This is a genomic window from Antarcticibacterium arcticum (assembly GCF_007993795.1).
Taxonomy (GTDB): domain Bacteria; phylum Bacteroidota; class Bacteroidia; order Flavobacteriales; family Flavobacteriaceae; genus Gillisia; species Gillisia arctica.
Map to the genome: position 1 here is coordinate 1,374,310 of NZ_CP042476.1, position 23,187 is coordinate 1,397,496.

Sequence of the window (23,187 nt, forward strand, 5' to 3'; positions counted from 1 at the left end):
TAAGGACTTTAGTTAAAATCCTCTAGAAAATAATCGCAAGATTTAATTTTCTGAAATATTTTAAGAGGATAAAGGGTTTATAAACTAAAGGCATCAGGAAGGAATTTAATTAATTCCTTTTTTAAAAGTAACTTTGGTTCCCAAATGGACTTTTCACTATTTAATGTTTTAGACCTGCTTGGCACCGTGGCTTTTGCCATTTCGGGCGCATTGGCGGCTATGAACCGAAAACTTGACCTATTCGGAATTTTTATTATTGCTTTCGTAACTTCTATTGGAGGGGGGACACTTCGGGATATTCTTATTGGCGCAACCCCTACCTGGATGTTAAATACCATCTATATTTATTTTATAGGGGGAGTAACCATCCTCTCCATAATTTTCAGGAATAAGATCAATTACCTTAAAACTTCCCTATTCCTTTTTGATACTATTGGTTTGGGGGTTTTTACCATTACCGGAGTGGAAATTGGACTACAAAATGATCTTGATCCGATTGTTTGCATAACCCTGGGTGCTATGACCGGAACTTTTGGCGGGGTACTGCGTGATATTTTATGTGCAGAAATTCCTGTGATCTTCAGAAAAGAGATCTATGCAACAGCATCACTTACAGGCGGCCTGGTTTTTATCATCTTAAATAACTTCAACGTAAATACAGATGTTATTTACATTGTCACCTCTCTTATTATAATCTCCATAAGACTTGTAGTGGTTAAATACCATATTTCACTACCAACTTACAGGCTTCATGAGGAAAAAAGTGATGTTTAATGGGGCAATTTTTTTCTCAATACGCCGTATAAAAATGTGCCAAGCAAGGCCCCTATAAAAACAATTAGAATTGGAAAGTACCCGGCTCCTATTAAGGTATATATAGGCCCGGGACATGCGCCTGCCAGTGCCCAGCCTAACCCGAACAACAGCCCTCCGGCCATATATCTCGTAAAACCCTTCTCTTTTGGAGTAAACTCTATAGGATCTCCAAAGACAGATTTCATATTAAACTTTTTTATCAACCAGATACCGGTTGCACCCAGTAGTACTGCAGAGCCCATGATCCCATACATATGAAAGGATTGAAACTGGAACATTTCATAGATCCGGAACCAGGACGCGGCTTCAGATTTGTACATCACTATCCCGAAAAATATTCCAATTATTAAATATAAAAATGTTCTCATGATCTAAAATATAAAGGGAAATAAAACGTGAATCATAAATAAGCCTCCCAGGAAAAACCCTGTAACAGCTATTAAAGAAGGTAATTGTAAATTACTTAGGCCTGAGATTGCATGTCCGGAAGTACAACCCCCTGCATAACGGGCCCCGAAGCCAATTAACAAACCGCCAATAAGCAGGATAGCTATTGCCTTAACATCGGTCAGGGCATCCAGGCTGTAAAGTTCATCCGGTAGATATTCATTTCCGGCACTGGAAAATCCAAGTTCGTTCAGGATTGCAACTGTATCAGGATTAATGGCAACCGCTGGATCATTTGATAACACGTGTGCCCCAAGAAACCCACCAATGACCGCTCCCACCACTACAATAAGGTTCCAGCGATGTTCAATCCAGTTGAAATCAAAGAAATCGGCAACCTTGTCTGCCCCACATAAGGTGCACATAGTCCTTAGATTGGAGGACATCCCAAAAGACTTCCCAATAAATATGAGAAGAAACATTATAAGGGCAATCAACGGTCCGGAAACATACCAGGGCCAGGGTTCATAGATCATTTCCATAATTGATAATTTGTTTGTTGCTTTAAATTTTTAGAATAGGGTTTAAACCTTAGAGCGGTATATTCCCATGTTTTCTATCGGGCCGCTGTACTTTTTTATTCTCCAGCATGCTAAACGCCTTGAGCAATTTTCGCCTTGTATCCTTTGGCTTGATCACCTCATCAATAAAGCCGCGTTGCGCAGCTTCAAAAGGAGTGGCAAATTTTTCAGCATACTCTGCTTCTTTTTCTGAAAGTTTCAACTCAGGGTCTGTAGCTTCCATGATCTCTTTCCTAAAAATGATCTCACTGGCTCCTTTTGCCCCCATAACGGCAATTTCAGCAGTAGGCCAGGCGAAATTCAGGTCGGCTCCAATATGTTTGGAATTCATCACATCATAAGCACCTCCATAAGCTTTTCTGGTAATTACCGTAACCCTGGGTACCGTTGCTTCGCTTAAAGCATACAAGAGTTTGGCGCCGTGAAGAATGATGCCGTTCCATTCCTGATCTGTTCCCGGTAAAAAGCCGGGTACATCTACCAAAACCAGCAGCGGAATATTGAAGCAATCACAAAAACGGGTAAAACGCGCTGCTTTTTTTGAAGATTCCACATCCAATACCCCTGCAAGGCTCATAGGCTGGTTTGCCACAATCCCAATGCTTCTTCCGCCAAGGCGTGCAAATCCTACAATAATATTATCTGCATAATCCTTATGGATCTCAAAGAAAGAGTCTTCATCTATAATTCCCTTGACCACATCGTGCATGTCATAAGGCTTATTGGAACTGTCCGGTACAATACTTTCCAAGGATTCCCTTATTTCTTCCCCTAACGTATACGGTAATTTAGCAGGTGTTTCTTTATTATTTTGTGGCAGGTAGCTCAGTAATTTCTTAATGTCCTCCAGGCAGGCAATATCACTTACAGCCGTGAGATGGGTAACCCCCGATTTTGTTGAATGTGTACTTGCACCACCCAACTCCTCTGAAGTTACGTTCTCATTGGTCACTGTTTTTACCACATTGGGGCCGGTTACAAACATATAGCTGGTATCCTGTACCATAATGGTAAAATCTGTCATCGCAGGGGAATAAACTGCTCCTCCCGCGCAAGGCCCCATGATTGCAGAAATTTGAGGGACCACACCAGATGCCTGAACATTCCTGTAAAAAATATCGGCATAACCTCCCAAAGATCGTACTCCCTCCTGAATTCTGGCTCCTCCCGAATCGTTTAATCCTATTACCGGGGCCCCAACCTTCATTGCGTGGTCCATCACCTTGCAGATCTTTTCTGCATGAGTTTCAGAGAGGGCTCCTCCAAACACCGTAAAATCCTGGGCAAATACGTATATCAGCCTCCCATTTACTGTTCCATAACCCGTAATCACCCCGTCCCCGTAGAATTTTTGATTTTCCATCCCAAAATCTGTGGTGCGGTGTGTAACAAGGATCCCAATCTCTTCAAAAGAGCCCTCATCAAGAAAGTAATTCACCCGCTCCCGTGCGGTAAGTTTCTTTTTTTCGTGTTGTTTCGCGATTCGTGCCTCACCTCCTCCCAAATGGGCTTTGGCGATCTTCTCCTCTAGTTTAGCTATATTCTGGCTCATAATATCTTAGTTGGGTAATCTCAGCAATTGTTGATCTTTAATATATTGTTTCAAAGCAAGAAGGGCAGCCAGTCTGGCTTCCTCTTCAATTTCGCTTTTGAGTTTTTCTGCGGAATAATAATTCTTCACAAAATGTGTATCAAAATTCCCACTTCGGAAGGCTTCATGTTCAAATACAAATTTTCCGAAAGGAAGAGTGGTCATAACTCCTTTAACTTCATAAGCCGCTATGGCTTTAATCATTAATTGGATCGCTTCTTCCCTGTTCTTTCCGTAGGTGATAAGTTTGGCAAGCATAGGGTCATAATAAATTGGAACCTCCATTCCTTCTTCAAATCCATCGTCCAGGCGTATGCCCTCTCCCTGCGGAGTCCTGTAACGCTCCAATGTACCCACACTTGGCATAAAGTTATCAAGCGGGTCTTCAGCATAAATACGCAGTTCTACCGCGTGGCCGTTTATTTTCAGGTCATTTTGAGAGAACTGTAAAGCTTCTCCCCGGGCCACTTTTATTTGTTGTTCCACAAGGTCTATCCCGGTTATAAGCTCGGTTACGGGATGTTCCACCTGCAGCCGGGTATTCATCTCCAGGAAATAGAAATTTTTATTTTCATCCAGCAGGAATTCCACTGTTCCTGCTCCTACATAATCACAGGCTTCGGCAACCTTTACGGCTGCTTCTCCCATAGCTTTTCTTATTTCGGGGGTGAGCACCGTGGAAGGAGCTTCCTCTACCACCTTTTGATGACGGCGTTGAATACTACATTCCCTTTCAAAAAGGTGAAGTGTATTTCCATGAGTATCTGCCAGCACCTGGATCTCAATATGCCGCGGCGATGAAACGTATTTTTCTATAAATACAGACCCATCTCCAAAAGCAGATTCTGCCTCACTTATAGCCCTTTTCATCTGGCTTTCCAGGTCTTTTTCCTGTTCTACAATGCGCATTCCCTTACCACCCCCTCCGGCGGAAGCCTTTATCAAAATGGGAAAACCAATCTCTTTTGCGATTTCCAGGGCCTTATCTACATTGGTAATCGCTTCATCTATTCCGGGCACCATTGGGATCCCATAATCCTTAACGGCATCTTTGGCCGCCAGTTTGCTTCCCATTATCCTTATAGCTTTTGAGCCGGGGCCAATCCAGGTGATCCCGTTCTTTTCAACCGCCTCGGCAAAATCGGCATTCTCGCTTAAAAACCCGTATCCGGGATGAATTCCATCAACATTTAAATCCTTAGCCACTTCTATGATCTTTTTGCCAAGTAAATAGGATTCGTTGGATGGTGGAGGGCCAATACACACCGCTTCATCGGCAAATTTTACGTGAGGTGCATTCCGGTCGGCAGTAGAAAAAACCGCAACGGTTTTAATTCCCATTCTTTGAGCTGTTCTCATTACCCGAAGGGCAATTTCCCCGCGGTTGGCAACTAGTATTTTTTTCATTTTATATTTTAATTGCAAACATTTAAATTTAATCTGGGGTGTATTCTTTGAAGCCGGGGCTTATTCCATCTCTATGAGCAACTGGTTCTTATCGACTGTTTCCCCTTTTTTCACGGTGACAGATTTTACAACTCCGTCTCTTGGTGCCGTAAGGGTGTTTTCCATTTTCATGGCTTCAAGCACCAGTAAATAATCGCCCTCTTTAACTTCGTCCCCCTGCTTTATGCTCACATCCAGGATCAACCCGGGCATAGGCGCTTTTATATCATTAACAATGGCGGCGGTACCCAGCGATAATCCCATTTCTTCAATTAAAAGGTCCAGATCATTGGAAATTTTTACCTCGTAAATATTGCTGTTGATCCTGGCGCTGTATTGCTTTTTTAAAAAATTGGATTGTACTATCTCCCCTTTAAAGGATCGGGGACCGTTTAAGATGTGATATTGAGAAGGGGAAATTTCATTAGAGTCCAAAGCATCAATTTGCTTTTGGGTGAATTCAAATTCCAAAGATCCATTCACCTTGACCTTGTATCTTTTTTCCATTATTATTGGTTTGAAAGGGATTTCTTTAAGTTGTGTTGTAAATATAGAAAAAGCATTGCGCTTGAACTGAGACTTCAACAAACAATTAAAATAAAAAAAAGCCTCACCGAAAATATTTCATTGAGGCTTAATTGGGTAGCTTTTTAAAAATTTAATTGAATTGCTTGATATCTTCTCCAAGATCAAACACTTTTACTTTTTTAAATTTATTTTCAAGGATGCTGCTTCCTGCGGCAGACCGGTATCCTCCGGCACAATGCACCACTATTGGTTTATCGCCCGGGATCTCATTTGCCCTTTCCCGCAATTCATTTAGGGGTACGGCGATGGCATCTTTAAATATCTTGCCCTCCTCAACTTCACTTTTATTCCGTATATCTACAATAGTAAATTTGCTTTTATCTTCTTTAAAATCGCTGAGTTCAAGATCTTCAGATTTTGCTTTTACTTTACCGGATAGAGTAATCAACGCTTTCAGCTGTTTTTCATATCCAATTTTTGCGGTGCGTTCCAGGATATTTTCCAATTTATCCACGCTCTCCAGTACCAGGTAAAAAGATTCTTTGGGTTTTACAATGGCTCCCAGCCAGGTTTCAAACTTATCAGCTTCCCCCCGTGCCATTATATTTATACTGCCGGGAATATGTCCTTTTTTATAATCTACCTCATCACGGGTATCTACCACCGTGATATCTTTCTCAACTTTAGAAACATTCAATTTTAAACTTACAGCGTGCTTCATTTTTTGAACATTTCCTGCACCTTTCTTATTGAGGTCAACATTAAAGCCAAAATAAGCGGGGATCATAGGTTGATCTTTAAGGATCTCTTCAACAAATTCCTCTTCGGTTTGTTTCTTAAAAGCCCAGTTATCCCTTCTTTCTTCACCCAGGGTACTGGAAGCGGCATCGCTCATATTTTTTCCGCATAAAGACCCCGCCCCATGGGTAGGATATACAAAAGCATGATCCGGAAGATCATTGAATTTTGTTTGCATGGTCTTGTACATGGCCTTTGCCAGTTCAATTCTTTTTGATTTTGTTTTCCCAGATTTTTCTCTCAGGTCCGGGCGCCCAACATCTCCAATAAATAAAGTGTCTCCTGTAAATAAAGCGGTTTTGGAATTTTCTGTGGCAACAAATGTGAGACTGTCCGGGGAATGGCCGGGGGTGTGCAATGCTTTAAATGTGGTTTTTCCAACTTTGATGCTTTTTCCCTCATCAAAACTCTTATGAGGATAATTGGCATCTACCAATTTGCTTACATAAATGGTGGCATCGGTTTGTTCATGGATTTGAAGGTGGCCGCTTACAAAATCTGCATGAGGATGGGTTTCAAGAACCGCAATGATCTCTGCATTTTGTTCTTCAGCATATTTGTAATAAGGCAAAGGATCTCTGGATGGATCAATGATCGCCATTTTTCCGTCGCTTACAACCGCATAGGAATAATGAGATAAAGGTTCATCCTTAAATTGTTTGATTGTCATAATGTGAAATTTTCCTAAAAATAATTTTTTCAGGACTTTCGCACATCTTTTTTAAATGGAATTAACATCTGGTTCTTAAAATCTTTTGGAAAATCTTCATCTCCATCAAACCCCAATTCTATGTCCTTACCATTCTCCGGCACATAGGCGGTACCAAAAAGATAATCCCAGATACTTAGGGTAAGGCCAAAATTCATCCCGGTAGGATGTTGGGGTGGCAGCGCTTTTGAATGATGCCAGATATGCATTTTGGGATTGTTGAAAATGTAGCCGAAAATTCCGTAATTCCAGCCAACATTCGCGTGGTTAAGATGGCCCACGAACACTGCAAACATATGCACCAGAAAGAATTCCTGGATACCGAAGCCTATCATTGCCAAAGGAATATATTGCACTGTTTTATAGATAATGGTTTCCATAAAATGGAACCGGAATTGTGCGGCAAAACCCATTTCTTTCACGCTATGATGTACTTTATGAAACTTCCATAACCAGGCACGCCTATGCAGTTGCCGGTGGATATTCCACTGTATGAAATCGGCAATTACAAGCATAATTAAAAGCTGGGCCCAAACTGGGAAATTCTGCACTTCCAGGGCAACAAGGTTTGTGATGCCGAATAATCCCAGGAAATCATTGAAAAGCTCTACCCCTACATTGGAAAGGGCATTGAACCCTATGAGTGAAAAAATGAAAAAATTGAAAATAATATAAAAGGAATCCAGCCAGAAATCCCTGCGGAAGATCTTTTGATCCTTTCGCCAGGGTATAATTATTTCAATTAACCACACCAGCAGGGAAAGGCCTATAAGCCAGTAAAAATAATTAGTCCAGGAAGGGTTGGTTATTTCCTGAACCAGATAATTAAAGTATCCTGAAAAGGAATCTTCTATGATCTTTATATATTTCAATCCTGCAGAATTTTGAGCTGCAAAAATACATTAAAAATTGGGGTCATTTTGTAACAACGGTTACAATGCCGGCATACCTCCGAATGATATTAAGATGAATACAACTCATTGAGTTGTTTCCTTATTCCTTTTTCTGAAAGCGACAAAAAGTAAAATTTTGAACTGGTCGAAAAGGGGTTATATGATCCAGATTTTCACAGGCACTTCCTTTAACACGTGGGGATAAAACCTTTTGCATATGCCTATAAGCCCGATTTATAACTTAGGAAAAAACCTACCCGTTCCCGCCCTGTAACTTTCATATTGTGGAAATTTCTTAATCAATGCCCTTTCTTCATATTGGCTCTTATAGTAAAACAGGATGGCCAGAAGTAAAAAGATAACAAGCCTGTAACCCGATTGAGAATAGAGGGCGAAAAAAAAGGTGGCGATCAATATACCGGAATAAATTGGATGCCTCATATATTTGAACAATCCTGAAGTGACCAATTCCCCTTCCTTTTTGGGAGAAGGGAAAATTGTAAGATTTTTGTTTAACTGCAGCAGGGAAATAATTATGATCATTAGCCCTCCAAGAGCAAGAATGAGATTTATAATTGTGACATCATCAGAAACAGAAAGTTCAAACAGGGTAAAATTGGGGATATAAGCCGCAAACAATACTATTTGTAAGCCTACAAACACAAAATCTGCCGCTGGATTTTTCATAGGTTCCCGTTAACTAAGATTTCACTTCCATCCACACTATATAGATGCCCATGGCCAAAACAAACCAACCAAATGCCTTTTTAAGTTTTTTTCCCGGTATAAAGCGATTTAAATAAATTCCCAGAAAAATACCGGCCACAGAGATGCCTGTAAAAATAAGAAGAAAGACCCAGTCTATTTCCAGGTTCTCAATGTCACCGATAAAGCCAATAAGGGATTTTACGGCTATTATGAGCAAGGAGGTAGCCACTGCTTTTTTCATAGGCAGTTTTGCCAGAAGTACCAGTGCCGGGATGATCAAAAACCCACCCCCCGCGCCAACCAGTCCGGTTAGTACACCTACAACAGCACCTTCTATAATAATTAAGGGATAATTATAAATAACAGCAGTTTCAGGAAGGTTCTTTTCCTTTTTTTCAATGATCATGGAAATAGATGCGAGAATCATGATCACGGCAAAAAATAACATGATCCCAATATCCCTGGTAATTTCAAAATTTCCCACATTAAATAAATGTTCCGGAAGCGCGGGAACTATGAACTTTCTTGTGATATAAACGGCAATGAAAGCAGGGATTGAAAAGACAACCGCCGTACGAATATCAACAAGCTTTTTCCTGATATTTTTGATGGCTCCAACCAGGGAAGTAGTCCCTACGGCAAATAAAGAATAAGCCGTTGCGGTAATGGGGTTTACAGCAAATAAATAAACGAGGATGGGAACCGTTAAAATGGAACCGCCGCTACCAATAAGCCCCAGCACTACTCCCATAAGTAAAGCACCAAAATAACCCGCGATCTCTGCTATTTCCATACTTTCTGTCCGGGTTTGGGTATGCGGGGAGTATTAAAGGTCATTTATTTTAATATTATTACGCCGCAGTTCTATACTACCATCTAACTCTAGTTTTTTCAACAGCCTTGAAATCACCACCCTGGAGGTATGAAGGTCATAAGCAATTTCCTGGTGGGTCACCTGTACTTCCTCATTTTGATTGATCTTTGCTTTGTCCCTCAAATAACGCATAAGGCGTTGATCCATATTTAAAAAGGCGATGGTATCTATGGTATCCAGCATTTCGGTAAGGCGGGTGTGGTAACTCTCAAACACAAAATTGCGCCAGGATTTATATTTAGAGGTCCATTCTTCCATTTTTGCAATGGGAACCATTATGAGGGTAGTATCAGTTTCTGCTACCGCCCTTATTTCACTTTTGGTTTGGCCAAGACAACAGGAAAGTGTCATGGCACAGGTATCCCCGCTCTCCAAAAAATATAACAACAATTCATCTCCTTCCTTGTCTTCCCTAAGAATTTTGATTGCCCCGTTTAAAAGCAATGGCATTGCCGTTACATAATCCCCTATTTCAATGATCTTCTCCCCTTCCTTATAGGTTTTTAATTTTCCTGTTTCTGCGATTTCACGGAGGAGTTCCTTTTCAAAGGTAAGATGATAGGCTTCTTCGAGGTCTTTTACCATTATATTCATATTTGTACAGGTAAAATTAGCATTTTAATTTAATTCTGAGAATGGGCTTTCTTAGGGGGTTATAAAGTTCCCGGGAGCACATAATAATAAATGGATATGAAATGAGAGAAGCTTCCCATTAAAACAAAGAGATGAAAGATTGCGTGGTTGTATTTAATTTTATCAAGAATGAAAAATACAGCTCCAAGGGTATAGGAAATTCCGCCAATAAACAGCCAGGTTAACCCCATTGGGTCAAGACTGTCATACAGGGGTTTAATAGCAAAAACAATGATCCACCCCATAAGAACATACATCGCCGTGGAAAATAAATTGTAACGACCGGTGTAAAATAATTTAAGGATTACCCCAATCACAGCCAGGGTCCACACCACACCAAATATGCTCCAACCCACTACCCCGTGTAATGTAACCAGGGCGTAGGGTGTATAGGTACCGGCTATAAGAACGTAAATGGATGCGTGATCCAGGATGTTCAACCTGTACCTTAGCCTTGGAGATTTTGCACTGTGATAAAAAGTTGAAGCCGCATACAAAAGAATAAGGCTGGCCCCGAAAATACTGAAACTCACCAAATGTTTTAGTTCTCCATATTCATTTGCTTTAAAAACCAGCAATAGTAATCCCAGGATACTTAAGGCAAAACCAAAGCCGTGGGAAATTACATTTAATTTCTCCTCAAGGGGCGGGTAATATCCGGCTCGTAATTCATTATCCATTTATAAGCTTATTAATTTGGGATGGTAAATTATTCTAATCTGCGTCTTAACAAGTTACTACTTTTTAAAAAAATTCAGAAATTTGAAGGGAGAAAATTATATGAAATAATACCGCTTTATTCCGCTTAATTACCGGCCGGGATTTGCGGTATGAATTTTATATTTTACCTTGTAGGTTCTATTTAAAACCGAAGAAAAATGTCCGAACCCGTAATATTCAAATCCAGTTATTTCTTAAGGACCCTCAACAAAGATCTTAACCCCTTCACCCCAAATGTACTGGTGATAGATGAGGAACATATTGAGTTCAAAAGGAGAAACTGGCACCTGATCTCAGAAGATACAGAAACCCTGCATTTTAAAAATATTACCGGCGTAACCGTAGACAGTCACATGTTGGGCACCACCATTACTATTAAAAGTACGGGTACAGACCCTATATTAGTACGCGGATTCTGGAAAAAAGAAGCTAAAGAAATAAAGGAACTTTGCGCTAAATACATCGCCCTCCAAAATCAAAAGAACAGCGGGGAGGCCGTGGCAAATTCTTTGGCCCATGCGATGCGTGGGAGCACCAGAAATCTAAGTGTGGCCGATGAGTTATCTAAACTACGAACCCTTATGGATCAGGGCGTGCTTACACGGGAAGAATTTGAGGAGCAAAAAAGAAAGTTACTGCAGGATTAAAACGTTGCTTTTTTTTGCAAATTTTTCAAAATTTTCATTTCTCAAAACGACAGGCTTTGTCTTCTCCAGAATTTATTTTTGTCCCAACCTTGAAATACCACCATTCTAAATGAAGATCCTTCATACTGCCGACTGGCACATAGGTAAAAAACTGCATAAACATGATCTGTCGCCAGATTTTGATTTGTTTATAAACTGGCTTTGTATCACAATTGAAAAGCATGGAGTGGAGGTACTTTTGGTCTCCGGTGATATTTTTGATCTTGCTAATCCTTCCTCAGAAGCCAGAAAGCAATACTACCGTACCTTAATGCAGCTTAAAAAGCTCAATTGCAAACTTATTCTTACCGGTGGTAATCATGATTCGCCCGCTATGCTGGATGCCCCAAAAGAAATATTAAGGGAACTGGAAATGCACGTAATTGGCGGGCTGCCACAGGAACTTGAAGAAGTGATAATACCTTTAAAAGGAAAAAACGGGGAAATTGAAATAGTAATAGCAGCCTTGCCTTTCCTGCGGGATGCAGACCTAAGGACAGCAGGCGATGCCATTACTTATGAAGACCGGCTGGAGGCGATAAGGAAGGGAATTCAAAACACCTTTGCCAAGACTGCACACCTTTGTAAAGAAAAATACCCCGGAATTCCCGCAATTGCCCTGGGACATCTTTTCGCCGCGGGAGCCGAAACTTCAGAGAGCGAACGTGATATTCAAATTGGAAATCAGGCGGCTTTCAATGCTCTCCAATTTGGAGATTATTTTAATTATATAGCCCTGGGACATATCCATAAACCCCAGCGGGTGAATGCCCCGGTGCCGGCATTTTACAGCGGCTCCCCAATCCCTTTATCCTTTAGTGAAAGAAAGGATGAAAAACGGGTATTATTAATAAACACTGAAGCAGGATTTATTCCAGAAAGTATCCCTATACCCTCCTCCCGCCGGTTGTTAAAACTTTCGGGCAACCTTGAGGAGCTTCAGCTAAAATTAAGTGGACTTGAGAAGCACGGGGCACTGGATTCCCTGCTGGAGGTAATTTTGGAAGAAGATAAGTATGATGCAGATAAGATCTTTAGATTTGATGAACTGGTATCTGGTTTCAATACGCCGGGATTTGAAATAGTAAAACACCGCACCAATTTTGTTCATAAACTGCAGGGGGCTTCAGAGCTTTACCAAAATACCGTAAAGCTTGAAGATCTTTCTCCAGCAGAGGTTTTTTTGGAATTGATCAAAAAACAGGATTATGATAAGGACACGTATACAGAACTTATTGGCGCTTTTAATGAACTCCTGGAACAGGTGCAGTACAATGAAAATGAGGAAAGCTTATGAAGATCTTAAAAATTGAATTTAGGAATATTAACTCTCTGAAGGACACCCATTCCATCGATTTTACCATTCCCCCTTTTAACACGAGCTCCCTTTTTGCCATTACCGGCCCAACGGGCAGCGGCAAAAGTACGATCCTGGATGTGATCTCCCTTGCGCTATTTAACCATGTGCCCCGTTTGGGAAAGATCAGTAAAAAAGATATTATCGAAAAAGGAGCCATCCTCACCAGGAACCAGCAGGAAGCATTTGCCCGGGTAACCTACGAGTGCAAAAGCGGAATTTATACTTCCGAATGGAACATCTCTACCGCGAGAACCGGTAGTCTCAGAGATTATGAAATGCAGATCTCGAGAAAACCCACGGGAGAATTATTACCCCTTAAAAAATCTGATGTTCCCGGGAAGAATGAGCAGTTAATTGGCCTTAATTATAACCAATTCATAAAATCTGTGCTTTTGGCACAAGGGGAATTCTCACAGTTCCTCAAGGCAAAAAAAGATGAGCGCGGTGAATTGCTGGAGAAGATCACAGGTACAGGGATCTATAGACAATTGGGAAAGCTTGCCCGGGAAAAATTTCAGGACGTAAACCTGGAAATACAAAAACAGCAGGATGCTATTGCCTTAATAAAACAAGGGCTATTGGAGGAAACCCAACTGCTGGATATCACCAACTTGCTTTCAGAAAAAGAAAAAACCTGCGAACCTCTGGAAAAAGAGATCCTTTCATTAAATAAAAACCTGGAACTTAAAAAAACCCTGGAACAGCAATTAAAGGAAATTGACCGGATCGCTGCCGAGAGGGAATCAGCAGAGGTGGACCTTAAGGAATTTTTGGCAGGATATGGGCCGGTTCTGGAACAACACGAAAAAGTACGGGACGTGGCAGAGGAATTAAGGGACTGGAAACGCCTTAGCCTTTCCTGTGCAGATATGGACAAGGATATTGATGTTAAAAACGAGCAGGTAAGGGAAAATGCGGCAAGATTAAAGGAATGTCTTAGTGAAATAAGTGGCTTTACCAGAATGCTGGTGACACAGGAAACCATAGAAACGGAACTTGAAAATTTTTCGGCCAAAGTGAATGGCCTGCAGAAAAAGGTTGACGACAAGCTTGTTGAATATGAAACTTTAAAAAACACCTATAAATTAGAAACCCGGGATTTAAACTGCCCCTTAAATGAAAAGGACCCCGTGGCTACGGCGCGGCAGCTGGAAATTTTAAAAACCAGCGCATCGCAGAAATTAAACACCTTACAGGCAAACCTTACGGGCCTAGATCTGGAAAATATTGAAGGGGAAAAATTCCGGTTAAAAAGATATCTGGTAGAAGCCCGGGATGCCTGGAAACTTTCAGATAATTTGGAAAGAATAAATAATGACCTGCGTAGATTACAAAAGGATGAAGCCTCATTGCAAACGGCAATAAAGGAGCTTCCTGCAGAAATTAGGCATAGCGAGGATAACGTAAAGATCTACGAGGAAAAACTAAAAAATATAAGGCTGGAACAAAGAAACAGGGAGTTACAGGCGAGCCTGGAAGAACACCGCACCCAACTTGAAGATGGGAAACCTTGTCCCCTTTGCGGTGCCCTGCACCACCCTTATGCTGAAGATTTTCCAACCCAGGATGATGACCTTTCCAAAAAACTACAGCTTACAGAAAATGAACTTTCCACCTGGAGGCAGCGATTTAACAGCAATTCTACAACCTTAAATCACCATCAAAAGAACCTGAAGGAAATTATTGCTCAAAAGGAAGCCCTGGAAAATGAAATTAAAGATCATTCAGCCGAATTCAGGGAGAAGTACCAGGACCTGGGATTTGAAGAACGGGCAAATTGGAAAGAACTTTGCGATCAATCCCAGAATCAAATAGACCAGCTTGAGGAATATGAAAAGGTCAATAAAAGGATGGAATGTGTGGAAACAGCACTTCCTGTACTTAATGAACTCTTAAAAATAAGTGCTCAGGGCCGGGAATTAAGGGCCAATCTCGAAGAAGTTTATAAGGGGAAGGATATTCACAGCGAGACAAGAGGGTTTCACAGGAAATGGACCACATTAAGAGAGGCAGAGAAAGCAATGGCAGGGCAATTAAAGGAGCTTTCAAATAAAGTAGTTCAAAGCCGGGAGAAACTTACTCTCCAGGAAGCAAATCTTAAAAACCTGATCACAGAGAAGGGTTTCAGCAGCATTCCTGAGGCCGGCGAAGCGCTACTCCCGGACAATGAATATTACAAGTTGCACGCTTCCCGCGCTAAACTGGAAAAAGAGATAGAAAAAAACCTAAATTCCTTAACCTTACTTAATTCTCAGGTAGAAAAATATAAGAAGGATGATGTGGAACATTCGGCAGAGGTGCTTTCAAACCTTCATTTTGAAAAGAAACAGCAATTAAAAATGGTGCAGGATGAATGCGAAGAATTGCGAAGGGCATTAAAGAATTATAAAGAAGACCAGAAAAGATTGCAACAAATCCAGGAGGAAATAAAAGATAAGGAAAAGGAAAACAAGCGGTGGAAAATGCTTAACGAATTAATAGGAGATGCCACAGGAAAAAAATTCAATGACTTTGCCCAGGATCTTACTTTAAGTCAATTGTTGGTTCTGGCCAATTCGCGGCTCAAAGACTTAAGTGACCGGTATACCATAGACAAGTCTGCTCCTAATGAAGATGACGGCCTGGTGGCAATAGATGAGCATATGGGTGGCCAGCGACGCTCTGTAAAAACGCTTTCTGGCGGTGAGACATTTATATTAAGCCTTTCCATGGCCCTCGCCCTTTCTGACCTCGCCTCGCGCAATGTAGAAATTAACAGCCTGTTTATAGATGAGGGATTTGGGACTCTGGATCCTGAAACCTTGGATCAAACCCTGGATACCCTTGAGAAGTTGCAGGCAGAATCCTCCAAGACCATTGGAATTATAAGCCACGTAGATTCTTTAAAAGAAAGGATTGCTACCCAAATACAGTTAAAGCGTCACGGGCAGGGCTACAGTACTTTGGAGATTACCGCTTAGGCGGGTTGAAGAGGAAAGTTAGGAGTTAGGAGTTAAGAGTTTGTGGTTTGGGGTTTGGGGTTTGTAGTTTGAAGCTATGAATTTGGAGTTTGGAGTTTGAAACTTGGAATTTGGGTTTTGACGTTTGGAGTTTGAAATTTGGAGTTTGGAGGTTGGAGGTTGGAGTTTGGAGTTTGGAGTTTGGCATTCGGGGTTCAAAAATACTTAATTACAGCAATTTTCAGTATATTTATGATCCAACCTTATTTAAACTCTAACCAAAAGTAAGATCATGAAATACTATTTAATTTTTGGCCTGTTCGTTCTTTCATTTTCGGGCCAGTCGCAGGATATGAAAGCGGAGATCCTGTCTCCGGACATCCAGATAAAAACTGCCGTGTTAGCAGCTCCGGAAGAACTTAGAAGCGGAGCAAAGGTGTATGGTTATGACAAAAGCGGAAAAATGGTCGTATTACGGGAAGGCAATAACTATATGATTTGCCTGGCTGATGATCCCGCCAAAAAAGGTATTGCTGTTTCCTGTTATAATAACAAACTGGAACCTTTTATGTCAAGAGGAAGGGAGCTTTCGTTAGAAGGAAAGTCTGAAATGGATAAGCGGGCCACACGGCAGCAGGAGGTTGAAGCCGGTACACTTAAAATGCCGGATGCTCCAAGTATGACCTATATTTTTACCGGAAATGATGAAAATTACAATAAAACTACCGGGGAGCTGAAGGATGGGAAATTCAGGTATGTGATCTACATCCCCTATGCCACTACTGAATCTACCGGTTTACCGGACAAACCTGAAGTCCCCGGAATGCCCTGGCTTATGGATCCCGGAACACACCGGGCCCACATTATGATTTCGCCCGTGAGCAATTAAAATACAATATGTTATATACAGGCCGGCCGGAAAAATAATTTTCCGGCCGGTTTTTTTGATATATGTTGATGGTTATTTCCTAGTACAGGACCCGAAACCTTATGGTGTGTTCAATTTCTTTCAACTCCTTAATCACATCTGGCTCATATTCCTTATCAATATCTGTGATCACATAACCTATTGTTTCATTGGTTTTTAGATACTGCCCCACAATGTTGATGTCGTGATGAGCAAAAATATTATTGATTCGCGCAATTATACCGGGTTTATTTTCGTGGATATGAATAAGCCTGTGGGCATTTTCAAGGGATGGCAATTGCAGATTTGGGAAATTTACGCTGTTGGTAGTACTACCCGTGTTTATATATTCCATGATCTTGCCGGGCACGAAATTCCCAATGTTGGCCTGGGCCTCTTCTGTGCTTCCTCCAATGTGGGGAGTAAGGATCACATTGGGCAAATTGCGAAGGGGTGATTCAAAAGATTCAGTATTTGTCTTGGGTTCTTCAGGAAAAACATCAATACCTGCTCCGGTAACTTTTCCGGAGGAAATATGTTGTACCAGCGCATTTATATCTACCACGTGGCCCCTGCTAAGATTAAGAAAGATTACACCATCCTTCATTAAATCAAATTCTTTTGGCCCAATAAGGTGGTGATTTTCTTTGCGGCCATCTACGTGCAGGGAAACAATATCTACCTTTTGTAGTAATTCATTCAAGCTATTGCATTTTGTGGCATTTCCAAGCGCAAGTTTTTCAACCATATCATAATAATATACATCAAAACCTATTGCCTCGGCGACTACAGAGAGTTGTGACCCAATATTGCCATACCCAACTATTCCTATTTTTTTACCTCGTATCTCCCTGCTGTTGCTGGCAGATTTATCCCACTCCCCCTGGTGCATCCTGGAAATTTTATCGGGCAAATTCCTTGATAACAGGATGATCTCTCCAATTGCCAGTTCTACTACAGAGCGGGTGTTGCTGTAAGGTGCATTAAATACCGCTATTCCTTTTTCAAGACAGGTCTCAAGATCAATTTGGTTGGTGCCAATACAAAAAGCCCCTACAGCTATAAGCCTTGGAGCATTTTCCAACACTTTTTTAGTGAGCTGGGTTTTGGAACGGATACCCAAAACAGAAACATCTTTGATCTTTTCTGCCAGTTCTTCTTCATCCATGGCCCCGGAATGTGTTACAACATTATAGCCTTCCTCCTTCATAAGGCCAATAGCTGCGGGATGTACATTTTCCAACAATAAAACTTTGATCCTGTTTTTAGGATAAGAAATAGCTTTGTTCATTTTAAATAAGTATAAAAATTCATCCATGCTGGGGGTAATATGATCGGCTTTTTCAAGAATACTGTCCCGTTCAATATTTTCAGTAAATGCATAAAATTTATTGGCAAGGCCTGCCGCTTTCACCTCATAATCTGTATAACCGTCTCCTATCATATAAACATCGCCCTGTAGATCGAGGGTTTTTAAGGTGGCGACCTTACCCCCGTTAAAAGAAAGGACGTTGTCCTTATCAAAGCCCGTGATCTTCCCTTTCTCATCAAATTCAAAGGTGTTGGCAAAAACATTTTCTTCCTTGATACCAAGTTCTTTTACTATGGGGATGATAAATTCCTTGAAACCATTGGAAATTATATAAATGTCCTCCCTGTTTTCCCTGAAAAAGTCTTCATTTCTTACAAATGAGGTAGATATTTTTTTCTTTAATACAGCTACCAGTTGGGGCAAATGCTTTTCTTCTGCATTTAACAATTCCAACCGCCGGGTAAGGGATTCCCTGAAAGATAAACTACCCTCCATGCCTTGATTGGTAAGCTCCTCAAGTTGGGCCAGCTTATCAGGGCGGTCATGCTCCCCGGCAAGGGAAATTTCTCCCAGCACTTCCAAGGCTTCCACCTGCGTGAAGGTACTGTCAAAATCTATTACGTAACTGCGTTTACTTTTCATGTGATACGTTTGATATGGTAAATTTCAAATTTAGGATTTTTGATAAGAATATACTGTTTAGACCTTATAAATGTGCGGGAAATTAATGACAGTTCCCCCTGTTATGATTCCTCGTATTTATTGGGAAAAATGTTATCATTTTGTCCTTTTGAGTATAAAAAAGGATGGATAATTGAATAAACATCCGGAAATATTTCCCTGGCTTTTTTGCCCTGAAACGATTGTTAAGTGTTTATAAAATTGTTGTATAAACTTTGAAGGCTTTGTAAATTAGGCTATTAACCATTTTTATAATACTATGAAACCAGCCAGAATTCCGGGATTTATTGGAGAACAACAACGTGGAAATTTCATTCATATTCAATGCACCTGTTTTTTATTAATTGTTTTTTTAATTCAGGGAGTGCACACATTTGCACAAAAACCCACGATCGAAAGAGAACAGGGAGCTATAAAGGTGGTTAAACTGGCTGAGGGCCTTGATCATCCCTGGGCGCTTGCATTTCTGCCAGATAACAGGGTAATGGTTACAGAACGAAGCGGGGCTTTAAAGATCATAGATACTATGAATAAAATTTCTAAACCCCTTGAGGGATCTCCTGAAGTATTTGCCAAAGGCCAGGGAGGCTTGATGGATATCGCGCTGGACCCGGATTTTTCCAATAACCATTATATTTACCTCAGCTATGCTGAAGCCGGCCAAGACAGCACCTCTACTACTGCCCTTGGGAGGGGAACCTTTCGAAATGACCGCCTCAATAACTTTGAAGTAATTTTCAGGATGGAACCCGGGATCAAAGAAGATAAACATTTCGGGAACCGGATTATTTTTACCCCTGAAGGACAGATCCTTTTCACCCTTGCAGATAGATTTAAATTTGACCCCGCCCAGGATAATTCCAATCATATGGGCACTATTGTAAGAATTAATAAAGATGGGAGCGTCCCCACAGATAATCCTTTTGTTGGTGATCCTAATGCCCTTGATGAGATTTGGAGTTACGGCCACAGGAATATTGAAAGTGCCGCTATAGATCCTAAAACCGGCAAACTTTGGGTAGCCGAAATGGGTCCAATGGGAGGTGACGAATTAAACCAGCCCCAGGTAGGTAAAAATTACGGTTGGCCACTCGTAAGTTGGGGGCGAAATTATGACGGCAGCAACATTCCCAACCCAGATACCCGGCCTGACCTGGAAGATGCTGTTATTGTTTGGACTCCCACTATTTCGCCCTCGGGGATGATATTCTATGATGGAAATATGTTTCCGGAATGGAAAGACCATGCGATTATTGGAGGACTCACCAGTAGCGGTATAGTAATAGTGAGCATACAAGACGATAAAGCAACAGAAACTGAACGGGTTCCCCTTGCGGCACGAATAAGGGATATAGCCCAGGGACCAGATGGTGCGGTTTATGTAATTACAGATGCAAAAAATGGAATGCTGCTTAAACTCCAAAAGATGGAGTAATTATTCCACTCCCCTGGTGAGAAGGTCCCTTGAATTAAAAATTAACCCATTATTAATGCCATTAAAAATTAAATTACCCGGCACTTTCTCCCCACACCGCAATAGAAAAAATAAAAAATGTATTTTTGAAAATTCATCTTAAAAAATTATTATCGATACTAAATTTACCAATGTAAGGGATCTGGCTCAGGATGTTGAGGCCATTAATCGAATTCCAATAGTACCACAGCTGCTGGATGTAATTTGCAAAACCACAGGAATGGGCTTTGCAGCGATTGCCCGTGTAACAGAAGACAAATGGGTTACCTGTACCACAAGAGATGAAATCGCTTTTGGTTTAAAACCGGGAGATGAACTAAAGGTTGAAACTACGATATGTGATGAGGTTCGCAGGTATGATGAGCCTGTATTTATAGACAACGTACAACTGGACGAGCATTATTCCTGCCATCCCACCCCGAAGATGTATGGTTTTGAAAGTTATGTATCAGTGCCTATTTACAAGCAGGATGGCAGTTTCTTTGGCACCCTGTGCGCTATAGATAAAAAGCCGGCCGTTGTAAAATCTGACGAGGTAATGGGGATGTTCCGGCTTTTTGCAGACCTTATCTCCTTCCATTTGCATACAATAGAAAAGATAAAGACAGCAAACATTAACCTGGAAGATGAAAGAAAAAATTCTGTATTAAGGGAACAATTCATAGCCATTTTAGGCCATGACCTTCGCAATCCTCTTGCAACCATAAGAATGAGCTCAGATATCCTCCTTAAGTTTGCCAAGGAAGACCTTGTAAAACGCCAGGCTGCTATGATTAAATCTACCACTTTCCGCATGGAAGATTTAATAGGAAATATTCTGGATTTCGCACGGGGGCAATTTGGGGAAGGGATCCTGATTAATAAAAAATCCAACCTCCATGATCTGGAGGACATTCTTGATCAAATTATTGCTGAAATTGAAACCATGTCTCCCGATCAAAATATTGAACATGACTTTCAGTTAAACAAAGAATTTTCTTCAGATGCCAACAGAATTGGCCAGTTATTATCCAATCTATTGGGAAATGCCGTTATCCATGGAGATCATTCCAGGAGTATAAAAGTTACTGCCACCACTTTAAATGATGAGTTCAAACTATCTGTAATAAACGGAGGTAAAAAAATCCCGGAATCTGAAATGGAACAATTGTTCAAACCCTTTTACCGTAAGGGACCGGGGAATGGAAAACAGGGCCTTGGGCTTGGACTTTTTATATCCTCTGAGATCGCTAAAGCGCATGGTGGAAAACTAAGTGTACATTCTACTGAAGAAGGTACCAGTTTTACTTTTTCTATGCCCATACTCCAAAGCTGAAAAATAAGGACTAATTAGTCTTATACATTTGGGTACAAATTATACGGTCAAAATTTATAAGCATTTTTAAAGTTCTTGTTGATCTGGAAATATTCTTTATTTGAATATCTTTATTCTTTTTGGTTTAAAAAATGCAACCCAGGCAAATATTTCCTCTTTCCAGGCTTACAGCGGCAATTGAAAATGTCATCAATTCCCACTGCAGCAGGATAGTTTGGGTAAAGGCCGAAATTGTGAGATTGAATTACTACTCCCACACCGGTCACTGTTTTCCGGAACTTGTGGAAAAGGTAGATGGAAAGATCATTGCCGAAATTAGAGGTAATATCTGGAAGGCCAACTTTGAAGCCATAAACACGAAATTCAAATCTGTTCTTAATGAAGATCTGGGAGATGATATGAGCGTAGTGATCCAGGCTACTGTCACTTACCATCCCATTTACGGGCTTGCCTTGAATATCCTGGATATAGATCCAGAATTTACCCTGGGTGAACTCGCCAGGCAAAAAATGGAGACGATCAATAAACTTCGCACGGAAAATATTTTTGATTCCAACAAAAAAACCTTCTTACCCCCACTTCCCAAAACTATTGCACTTATTTCAGTAAGCAGCAGTAAAGGTTACCAGGATTTTATGAATGTTATTGAAAACAATCCCCAGGATTACCAATTTCATATAGTCCTTTTTCCTGCGGTTTTACAAGGGGAAAAAGCCGTTACTACCATCATGGCTGCATTAGATAGGGTTTTTGAATACAAAGATGTATTTGATGCGGTAGTTATTGTGCGTGGAGGTGGTGGGGAAATTGGTTTGAGTTGTTATGATAATTATGATCTGGCCAGGGCAATTGCGCTCTTTCCCTTACCAATTCTAACCGGTATTGGACATTCTTCCAATGAAACGGTTTGTGAAATGGTAGCTTATCACAGCTTTATAACTCCTACCAGGATCGCAGGTTTCCTGCTGGAACAATATAACACCTTTGCCGGCCTGTTAAAAGAAAATATTGCCAGCATTTCGAATCAGGTGGAATGGTTGAATAACCGGGAAAATGCTGAACTTAACGAATTATCAACACATTTTGCAATGGCTGTGGCCCGCAATGTAAAGAAGGCGGAAAATGATCTTAAATATTTAATAAACGCTATTGAATACAACGCCGTAGCATTATTAAAAAGTGATAAAGCTGAATTAAAAAATATTTCCACCGGTATTCATTACCTGGATCCTCAAACAATCTTAAAAAGAGGTTTTAGCATTACCCGCCTTAATGGAGAGGTAATTAATGGGGCCGCAGGGGTAAATCCGGGAGACCTTCTGCAAACCCGGCTCTATGATGGTATTATTAAAAGCAGGGTTGAAACAATAGAACAGGAAAAATAAGACTTATGAAACAAAAACTTACCTATACCAATGCCTTTGCTGAACTTCAGGAAATTGTAAGCGAAATGGAAAATGCAGAAATTGGAATTGACCTTCTGGAATCTAAAGTGAAAAGAGCTTCAGAATTGCTGAAAATATGCAAGGACAAACTTTATTGTACCGAGAAAAATGTCGAGGATGTTTTAAAGGAGATAAGGGATTATCCTGAAAAAAAAGAACTATAATCTTCCCAAACCTTTTCCCGTAGAAAATTCCCTTTTTAAAGTCAATTGGAGGTTTTATAAATGCTCCCGTTTATTCCTTTCTGCATAATATTTTTCTACCTCCCTCCTTCCCCTTTTCTTCCACTCTCCATTGAATAGCTAATAATCAGCAGTTTATCTTGAGTGCAATCGCAGCTGCAATTTCCCTTTATATGATTTTAGTCATATATTAACACTATGA

General features: G+C 40.7%; 21 protein-coding genes. 9 read left to right on the plus strand and 12 right to left on the minus strand.

The window, feature by feature from the left end; translation table 11 throughout:
- Positions 1 to 144: 144 nt before the first annotated feature.
- Entirely contained in the window at positions 145 to 774 is a 630-nt protein-coding gene (locus tag FK178_RS06135) for a trimeric intracellular cation channel family protein (RefSeq protein ID WP_146832217.1), read from the plus strand.
- Here the strand turns inward: FK178_RS06135 and FK178_RS06140 are convergent.
- The 11 genes from FK178_RS06140 to trhA all read right to left on the minus strand — a co-directional run bounded on the left by FK178_RS06140 (position 771) and on the right by trhA (position 10,644).
- Positions 771 to 1,184 carry a YeeE/YedE family protein gene (locus FK178_RS06140; protein WP_146832219.1) on the minus strand — a complete coding sequence of 138 codons (414 nt, stop codon included), beginning with the start codon at positions 1,182 to 1,184 and terminating at the stop codon, positions 771 to 773. The two genes, FK178_RS06135 and FK178_RS06140, sit on opposite strands and share 4 nt — an antisense overlap.
- 3 nt (positions 1,185 to 1,187) lie before the next feature.
- Positions 1,188 to 1,745 (minus strand): YeeE/YedE family protein, encoded by a 558-nt coding sequence (locus tag FK178_RS06145; protein WP_146832222.1) that lies wholly within the window; start codon positions 1,743 to 1,745, stop codon positions 1,188 to 1,190.
- A 49-nt stretch (positions 1,746 to 1,794) separates the two neighbouring features.
- On the minus strand, positions 1,795 to 3,336 hold the full coding sequence (locus tag FK178_RS06150) for an acyl-CoA carboxylase subunit beta (protein WP_146832225.1): 1,542 nt from the start codon (positions 3,334 to 3,336) through the stop codon (positions 1,795 to 1,797).
- A gap of 6 nt (positions 3,337 to 3,342) precedes the next feature.
- Positions 3,343 to 4,782 carry an acetyl-CoA carboxylase biotin carboxylase subunit gene (gene accC / locus FK178_RS06155; protein WP_146832228.1) on the minus strand — a complete coding sequence of 480 codons (1,440 nt, stop codon included), beginning with the start codon at positions 4,780 to 4,782 and terminating at the stop codon, positions 3,343 to 3,345.
- Positions 4,783 to 4,842: 60 nt separating this feature from the next.
- Positions 4,843 to 5,328: an acetyl-CoA carboxylase biotin carboxyl carrier protein subunit gene (locus tag FK178_RS06160; protein ID WP_146832231.1), complete on the minus strand. Its 486-nt coding sequence runs from the start codon at positions 5,326 to 5,328 to the stop codon at positions 4,843 to 4,845.
- A 151-nt stretch (positions 5,329 to 5,479) separates the two neighbouring features.
- Complete coding sequence (locus FK178_RS06165; protein WP_146832234.1) at positions 5,480 to 6,817, minus strand: MBL fold metallo-hydrolase; 1,338 nt, start codon at positions 6,815 to 6,817, stop codon at positions 5,480 to 5,482.
- 29 nt (positions 6,818 to 6,846) lie between these two features.
- Positions 6,847 to 7,728, minus strand: coding sequence for a sterol desaturase family protein (locus tag FK178_RS06170; RefSeq protein WP_146832237.1), 882 nt, complete (start codon positions 7,726 to 7,728; stop codon positions 6,847 to 6,849).
- 255 nt (positions 7,729 to 7,983) lie between these two features.
- The gene (locus FK178_RS06175) at positions 7,984 to 8,436 is read right to left on the minus strand and encodes a methyltransferase family protein (RefSeq protein WP_146832240.1); all 453 of its coding nucleotides are present in this window, start codon (positions 8,434 to 8,436) and stop codon (positions 7,984 to 7,986) included.
- 13 nt (positions 8,437 to 8,449) lie between these two features.
- Positions 8,450 to 9,250 carry a sulfite exporter TauE/SafE family protein gene (locus FK178_RS06180; protein ID WP_146832243.1) on the minus strand — a complete coding sequence of 267 codons (801 nt, stop codon included), beginning with the start codon at positions 9,248 to 9,250 and terminating at the stop codon, positions 8,450 to 8,452.
- Between the two features lie 33 nt (positions 9,251 to 9,283).
- Positions 9,284 to 9,916: a Crp/Fnr family transcriptional regulator gene (locus FK178_RS06185; protein ID WP_146832246.1), complete on the minus strand. Its 633-nt coding sequence runs from the start codon at positions 9,914 to 9,916 to the stop codon at positions 9,284 to 9,286.
- A 68-nt stretch (positions 9,917 to 9,984) separates the two neighbouring features.
- On the minus strand, positions 9,985 to 10,644 hold the full coding sequence (gene trhA / locus FK178_RS06190) for a PAQR family membrane homeostasis protein TrhA (RefSeq protein ID WP_146832249.1): 660 nt from the start codon (positions 10,642 to 10,644) through the stop codon (positions 9,985 to 9,987).
- Positions 10,645 to 10,842: 198 nt separating this feature from the next.
- Between trhA and FK178_RS06195 the strand changes: the two genes are divergently transcribed.
- The 4 genes from FK178_RS06195 (at position 10,843) to FK178_RS06210 (ending at position 16,558) form a co-directional block, all read left to right on the plus strand.
- Entirely contained in the window at positions 10,843 to 11,331 is a 489-nt protein-coding gene (locus FK178_RS06195) for an SHOCT domain-containing protein (RefSeq protein WP_146832252.1), read from the plus strand.
- A 109-nt stretch (positions 11,332 to 11,440) separates the two neighbouring features.
- Positions 11,441 to 12,667, plus strand: coding sequence for an exonuclease SbcCD subunit D C-terminal domain-containing protein (locus FK178_RS06200; protein WP_146832255.1), 1,227 nt, complete (start codon positions 11,441 to 11,443; stop codon positions 12,665 to 12,667).
- Positions 12,664 to 15,690 carry an AAA family ATPase gene (locus FK178_RS06205; protein WP_146832258.1) on the plus strand — a complete coding sequence of 1,009 codons (3,027 nt, stop codon included), beginning with the start codon at positions 12,664 to 12,666 and terminating at the stop codon, positions 15,688 to 15,690. The genes FK178_RS06200 and FK178_RS06205 overlap by 4 nt, the downstream gene beginning before the upstream one ends.
- A 271-nt stretch (positions 15,691 to 15,961) precedes the next feature.
- On the plus strand, positions 15,962 to 16,558 hold the full coding sequence (locus FK178_RS06210; protein ID WP_146832261.1) for a hypothetical protein: 597 nt from the start codon (positions 15,962 to 15,964) through the stop codon (positions 16,556 to 16,558).
- A gap of 79 nt (positions 16,559 to 16,637) precedes the next feature.
- Here FK178_RS06210 and serA read toward each other — a convergent pair whose 3' ends face one another.
- Positions 16,638 to 18,530 (minus strand): phosphoglycerate dehydrogenase, encoded by a 1,893-nt coding sequence (serA, locus tag FK178_RS06215; RefSeq protein ID WP_146832263.1) that lies wholly within the window; start codon positions 18,528 to 18,530, stop codon positions 16,638 to 16,640.
- Between the two features lie 298 nt (positions 18,531 to 18,828).
- On the opposite strand from serA, the gene FK178_RS06220 reads away from it, so the two are divergent.
- The 4 genes from FK178_RS06220 (at position 18,829) to xseB (ending at position 22,967) form a co-directional block, all read left to right on the plus strand.
- A complete protein-coding gene (locus FK178_RS06220; protein ID WP_146832267.1) occupies positions 18,829 to 20,004 on the plus strand; it encodes a PQQ-dependent sugar dehydrogenase in 1,176 nt (391 codons plus the stop codon).
- 229 nt (positions 20,005 to 20,233) lie between these two features.
- Positions 20,234 to 21,358 (plus strand): GAF domain-containing sensor histidine kinase, encoded by a 1,125-nt coding sequence (locus FK178_RS06225; RefSeq protein WP_262711711.1) that lies wholly within the window; start codon positions 20,234 to 20,236, stop codon positions 21,356 to 21,358.
- A 131-nt stretch (positions 21,359 to 21,489) separates the two neighbouring features.
- Complete coding sequence (gene xseA, locus FK178_RS06230) at positions 21,490 to 22,743, plus strand: exodeoxyribonuclease VII large subunit (RefSeq protein WP_146832273.1); 1,254 nt, start codon at positions 21,490 to 21,492, stop codon at positions 22,741 to 22,743.
- 5 nt (positions 22,744 to 22,748) lie between these two features.
- A complete protein-coding gene (gene xseB, locus FK178_RS06235) occupies positions 22,749 to 22,967 on the plus strand; it encodes an exodeoxyribonuclease VII small subunit (protein WP_146832276.1) in 219 nt (72 codons plus the stop codon).
- The last annotated feature ends 220 nt before the right edge of the window (positions 22,968 to 23,187 follow it).

Coding starts and splice junctions, on each gene's coding strand:
- FK178_RS06135 (WP_146832217.1), top strand. CDS start 145: ATGGACTTTTCACTATTTAATGTTTTAGACCTGCTTGGCACCGTGGCT.
- FK178_RS06140 (WP_146832219.1), bottom strand. CDS start 1,184: ATGAGAACATTTTTATATTTAATAATTGGAATATTTTTCGGGATAGTG.
- FK178_RS06145 (WP_146832222.1), bottom strand. CDS start 1,745: ATGGAAATGATCTATGAACCCTGGCCCTGGTATGTTTCCGGACCGTTG.
- FK178_RS06150 (WP_146832225.1), bottom strand. CDS start 3,336: ATGAGCCAGAATATAGCTAAACTAGAGGAGAAGATCGCCAAAGCCCAT.
- accC (WP_146832228.1), bottom strand. CDS start 4,782: ATGAAAAAAATACTAGTTGCCAACCGCGGGGAAATTGCCCTTCGGGTA.
- FK178_RS06160 (WP_146832231.1), bottom strand. CDS start 5,328: ATGGAAAAAAGATACAAGGTCAAGGTGAATGGATCTTTGGAATTTGAA.
- FK178_RS06165 (WP_146832234.1), bottom strand. CDS start 6,817: ATGACAATCAAACAATTTAAGGATGAACCTTTATCTCATTATTCCTAT.
- FK178_RS06175 (WP_146832240.1), bottom strand. CDS start 8,436: ATGAAAAATCCAGCGGCAGATTTTGTGTTTGTAGGCTTACAAATAGTA.
- FK178_RS06180 (WP_146832243.1), bottom strand. CDS start 9,250: ATGGAAATAGCAGAGATCGCGGGTTATTTTGGTGCTTTACTTATGGGA.
- FK178_RS06185 (WP_146832246.1), bottom strand. CDS start 9,916: ATGGTAAAAGACCTCGAAGAAGCCTATCATCTTACCTTTGAAAAGGAA.
- trhA (WP_146832249.1), bottom strand. CDS start 10,644: ATGGATAATGAATTACGAGCCGGATATTACCCGCCCCTTGAGGAGAAA.
- FK178_RS06195 (WP_146832252.1), top strand. CDS start 10,843: ATGTCCGAACCCGTAATATTCAAATCCAGTTATTTCTTAAGGACCCTC.
- FK178_RS06200 (WP_146832255.1), top strand. CDS start 11,441: ATGAAGATCCTTCATACTGCCGACTGGCACATAGGTAAAAAACTGCAT.
- FK178_RS06205 (WP_146832258.1), top strand. CDS start 12,664: ATGAAGATCTTAAAAATTGAATTTAGGAATATTAACTCTCTGAAGGAC.
- FK178_RS06210 (WP_146832261.1), top strand. CDS start 15,962: ATGAAATACTATTTAATTTTTGGCCTGTTCGTTCTTTCATTTTCGGGC.
- serA (WP_146832263.1), bottom strand. CDS start 18,530: ATGAAAAGTAAACGCAGTTACGTAATAGATTTTGACAGTACCTTCACG.
- FK178_RS06220 (WP_146832267.1), top strand. CDS start 18,829: ATGAAACCAGCCAGAATTCCGGGATTTATTGGAGAACAACAACGTGGA.
- xseA (WP_146832273.1), top strand. CDS start 21,490: ATGCAACCCAGGCAAATATTTCCTCTTTCCAGGCTTACAGCGGCAATT.
- xseB (WP_146832276.1), top strand. CDS start 22,749: ATGAAACAAAAACTTACCTATACCAATGCCTTTGCTGAACTTCAGGAA.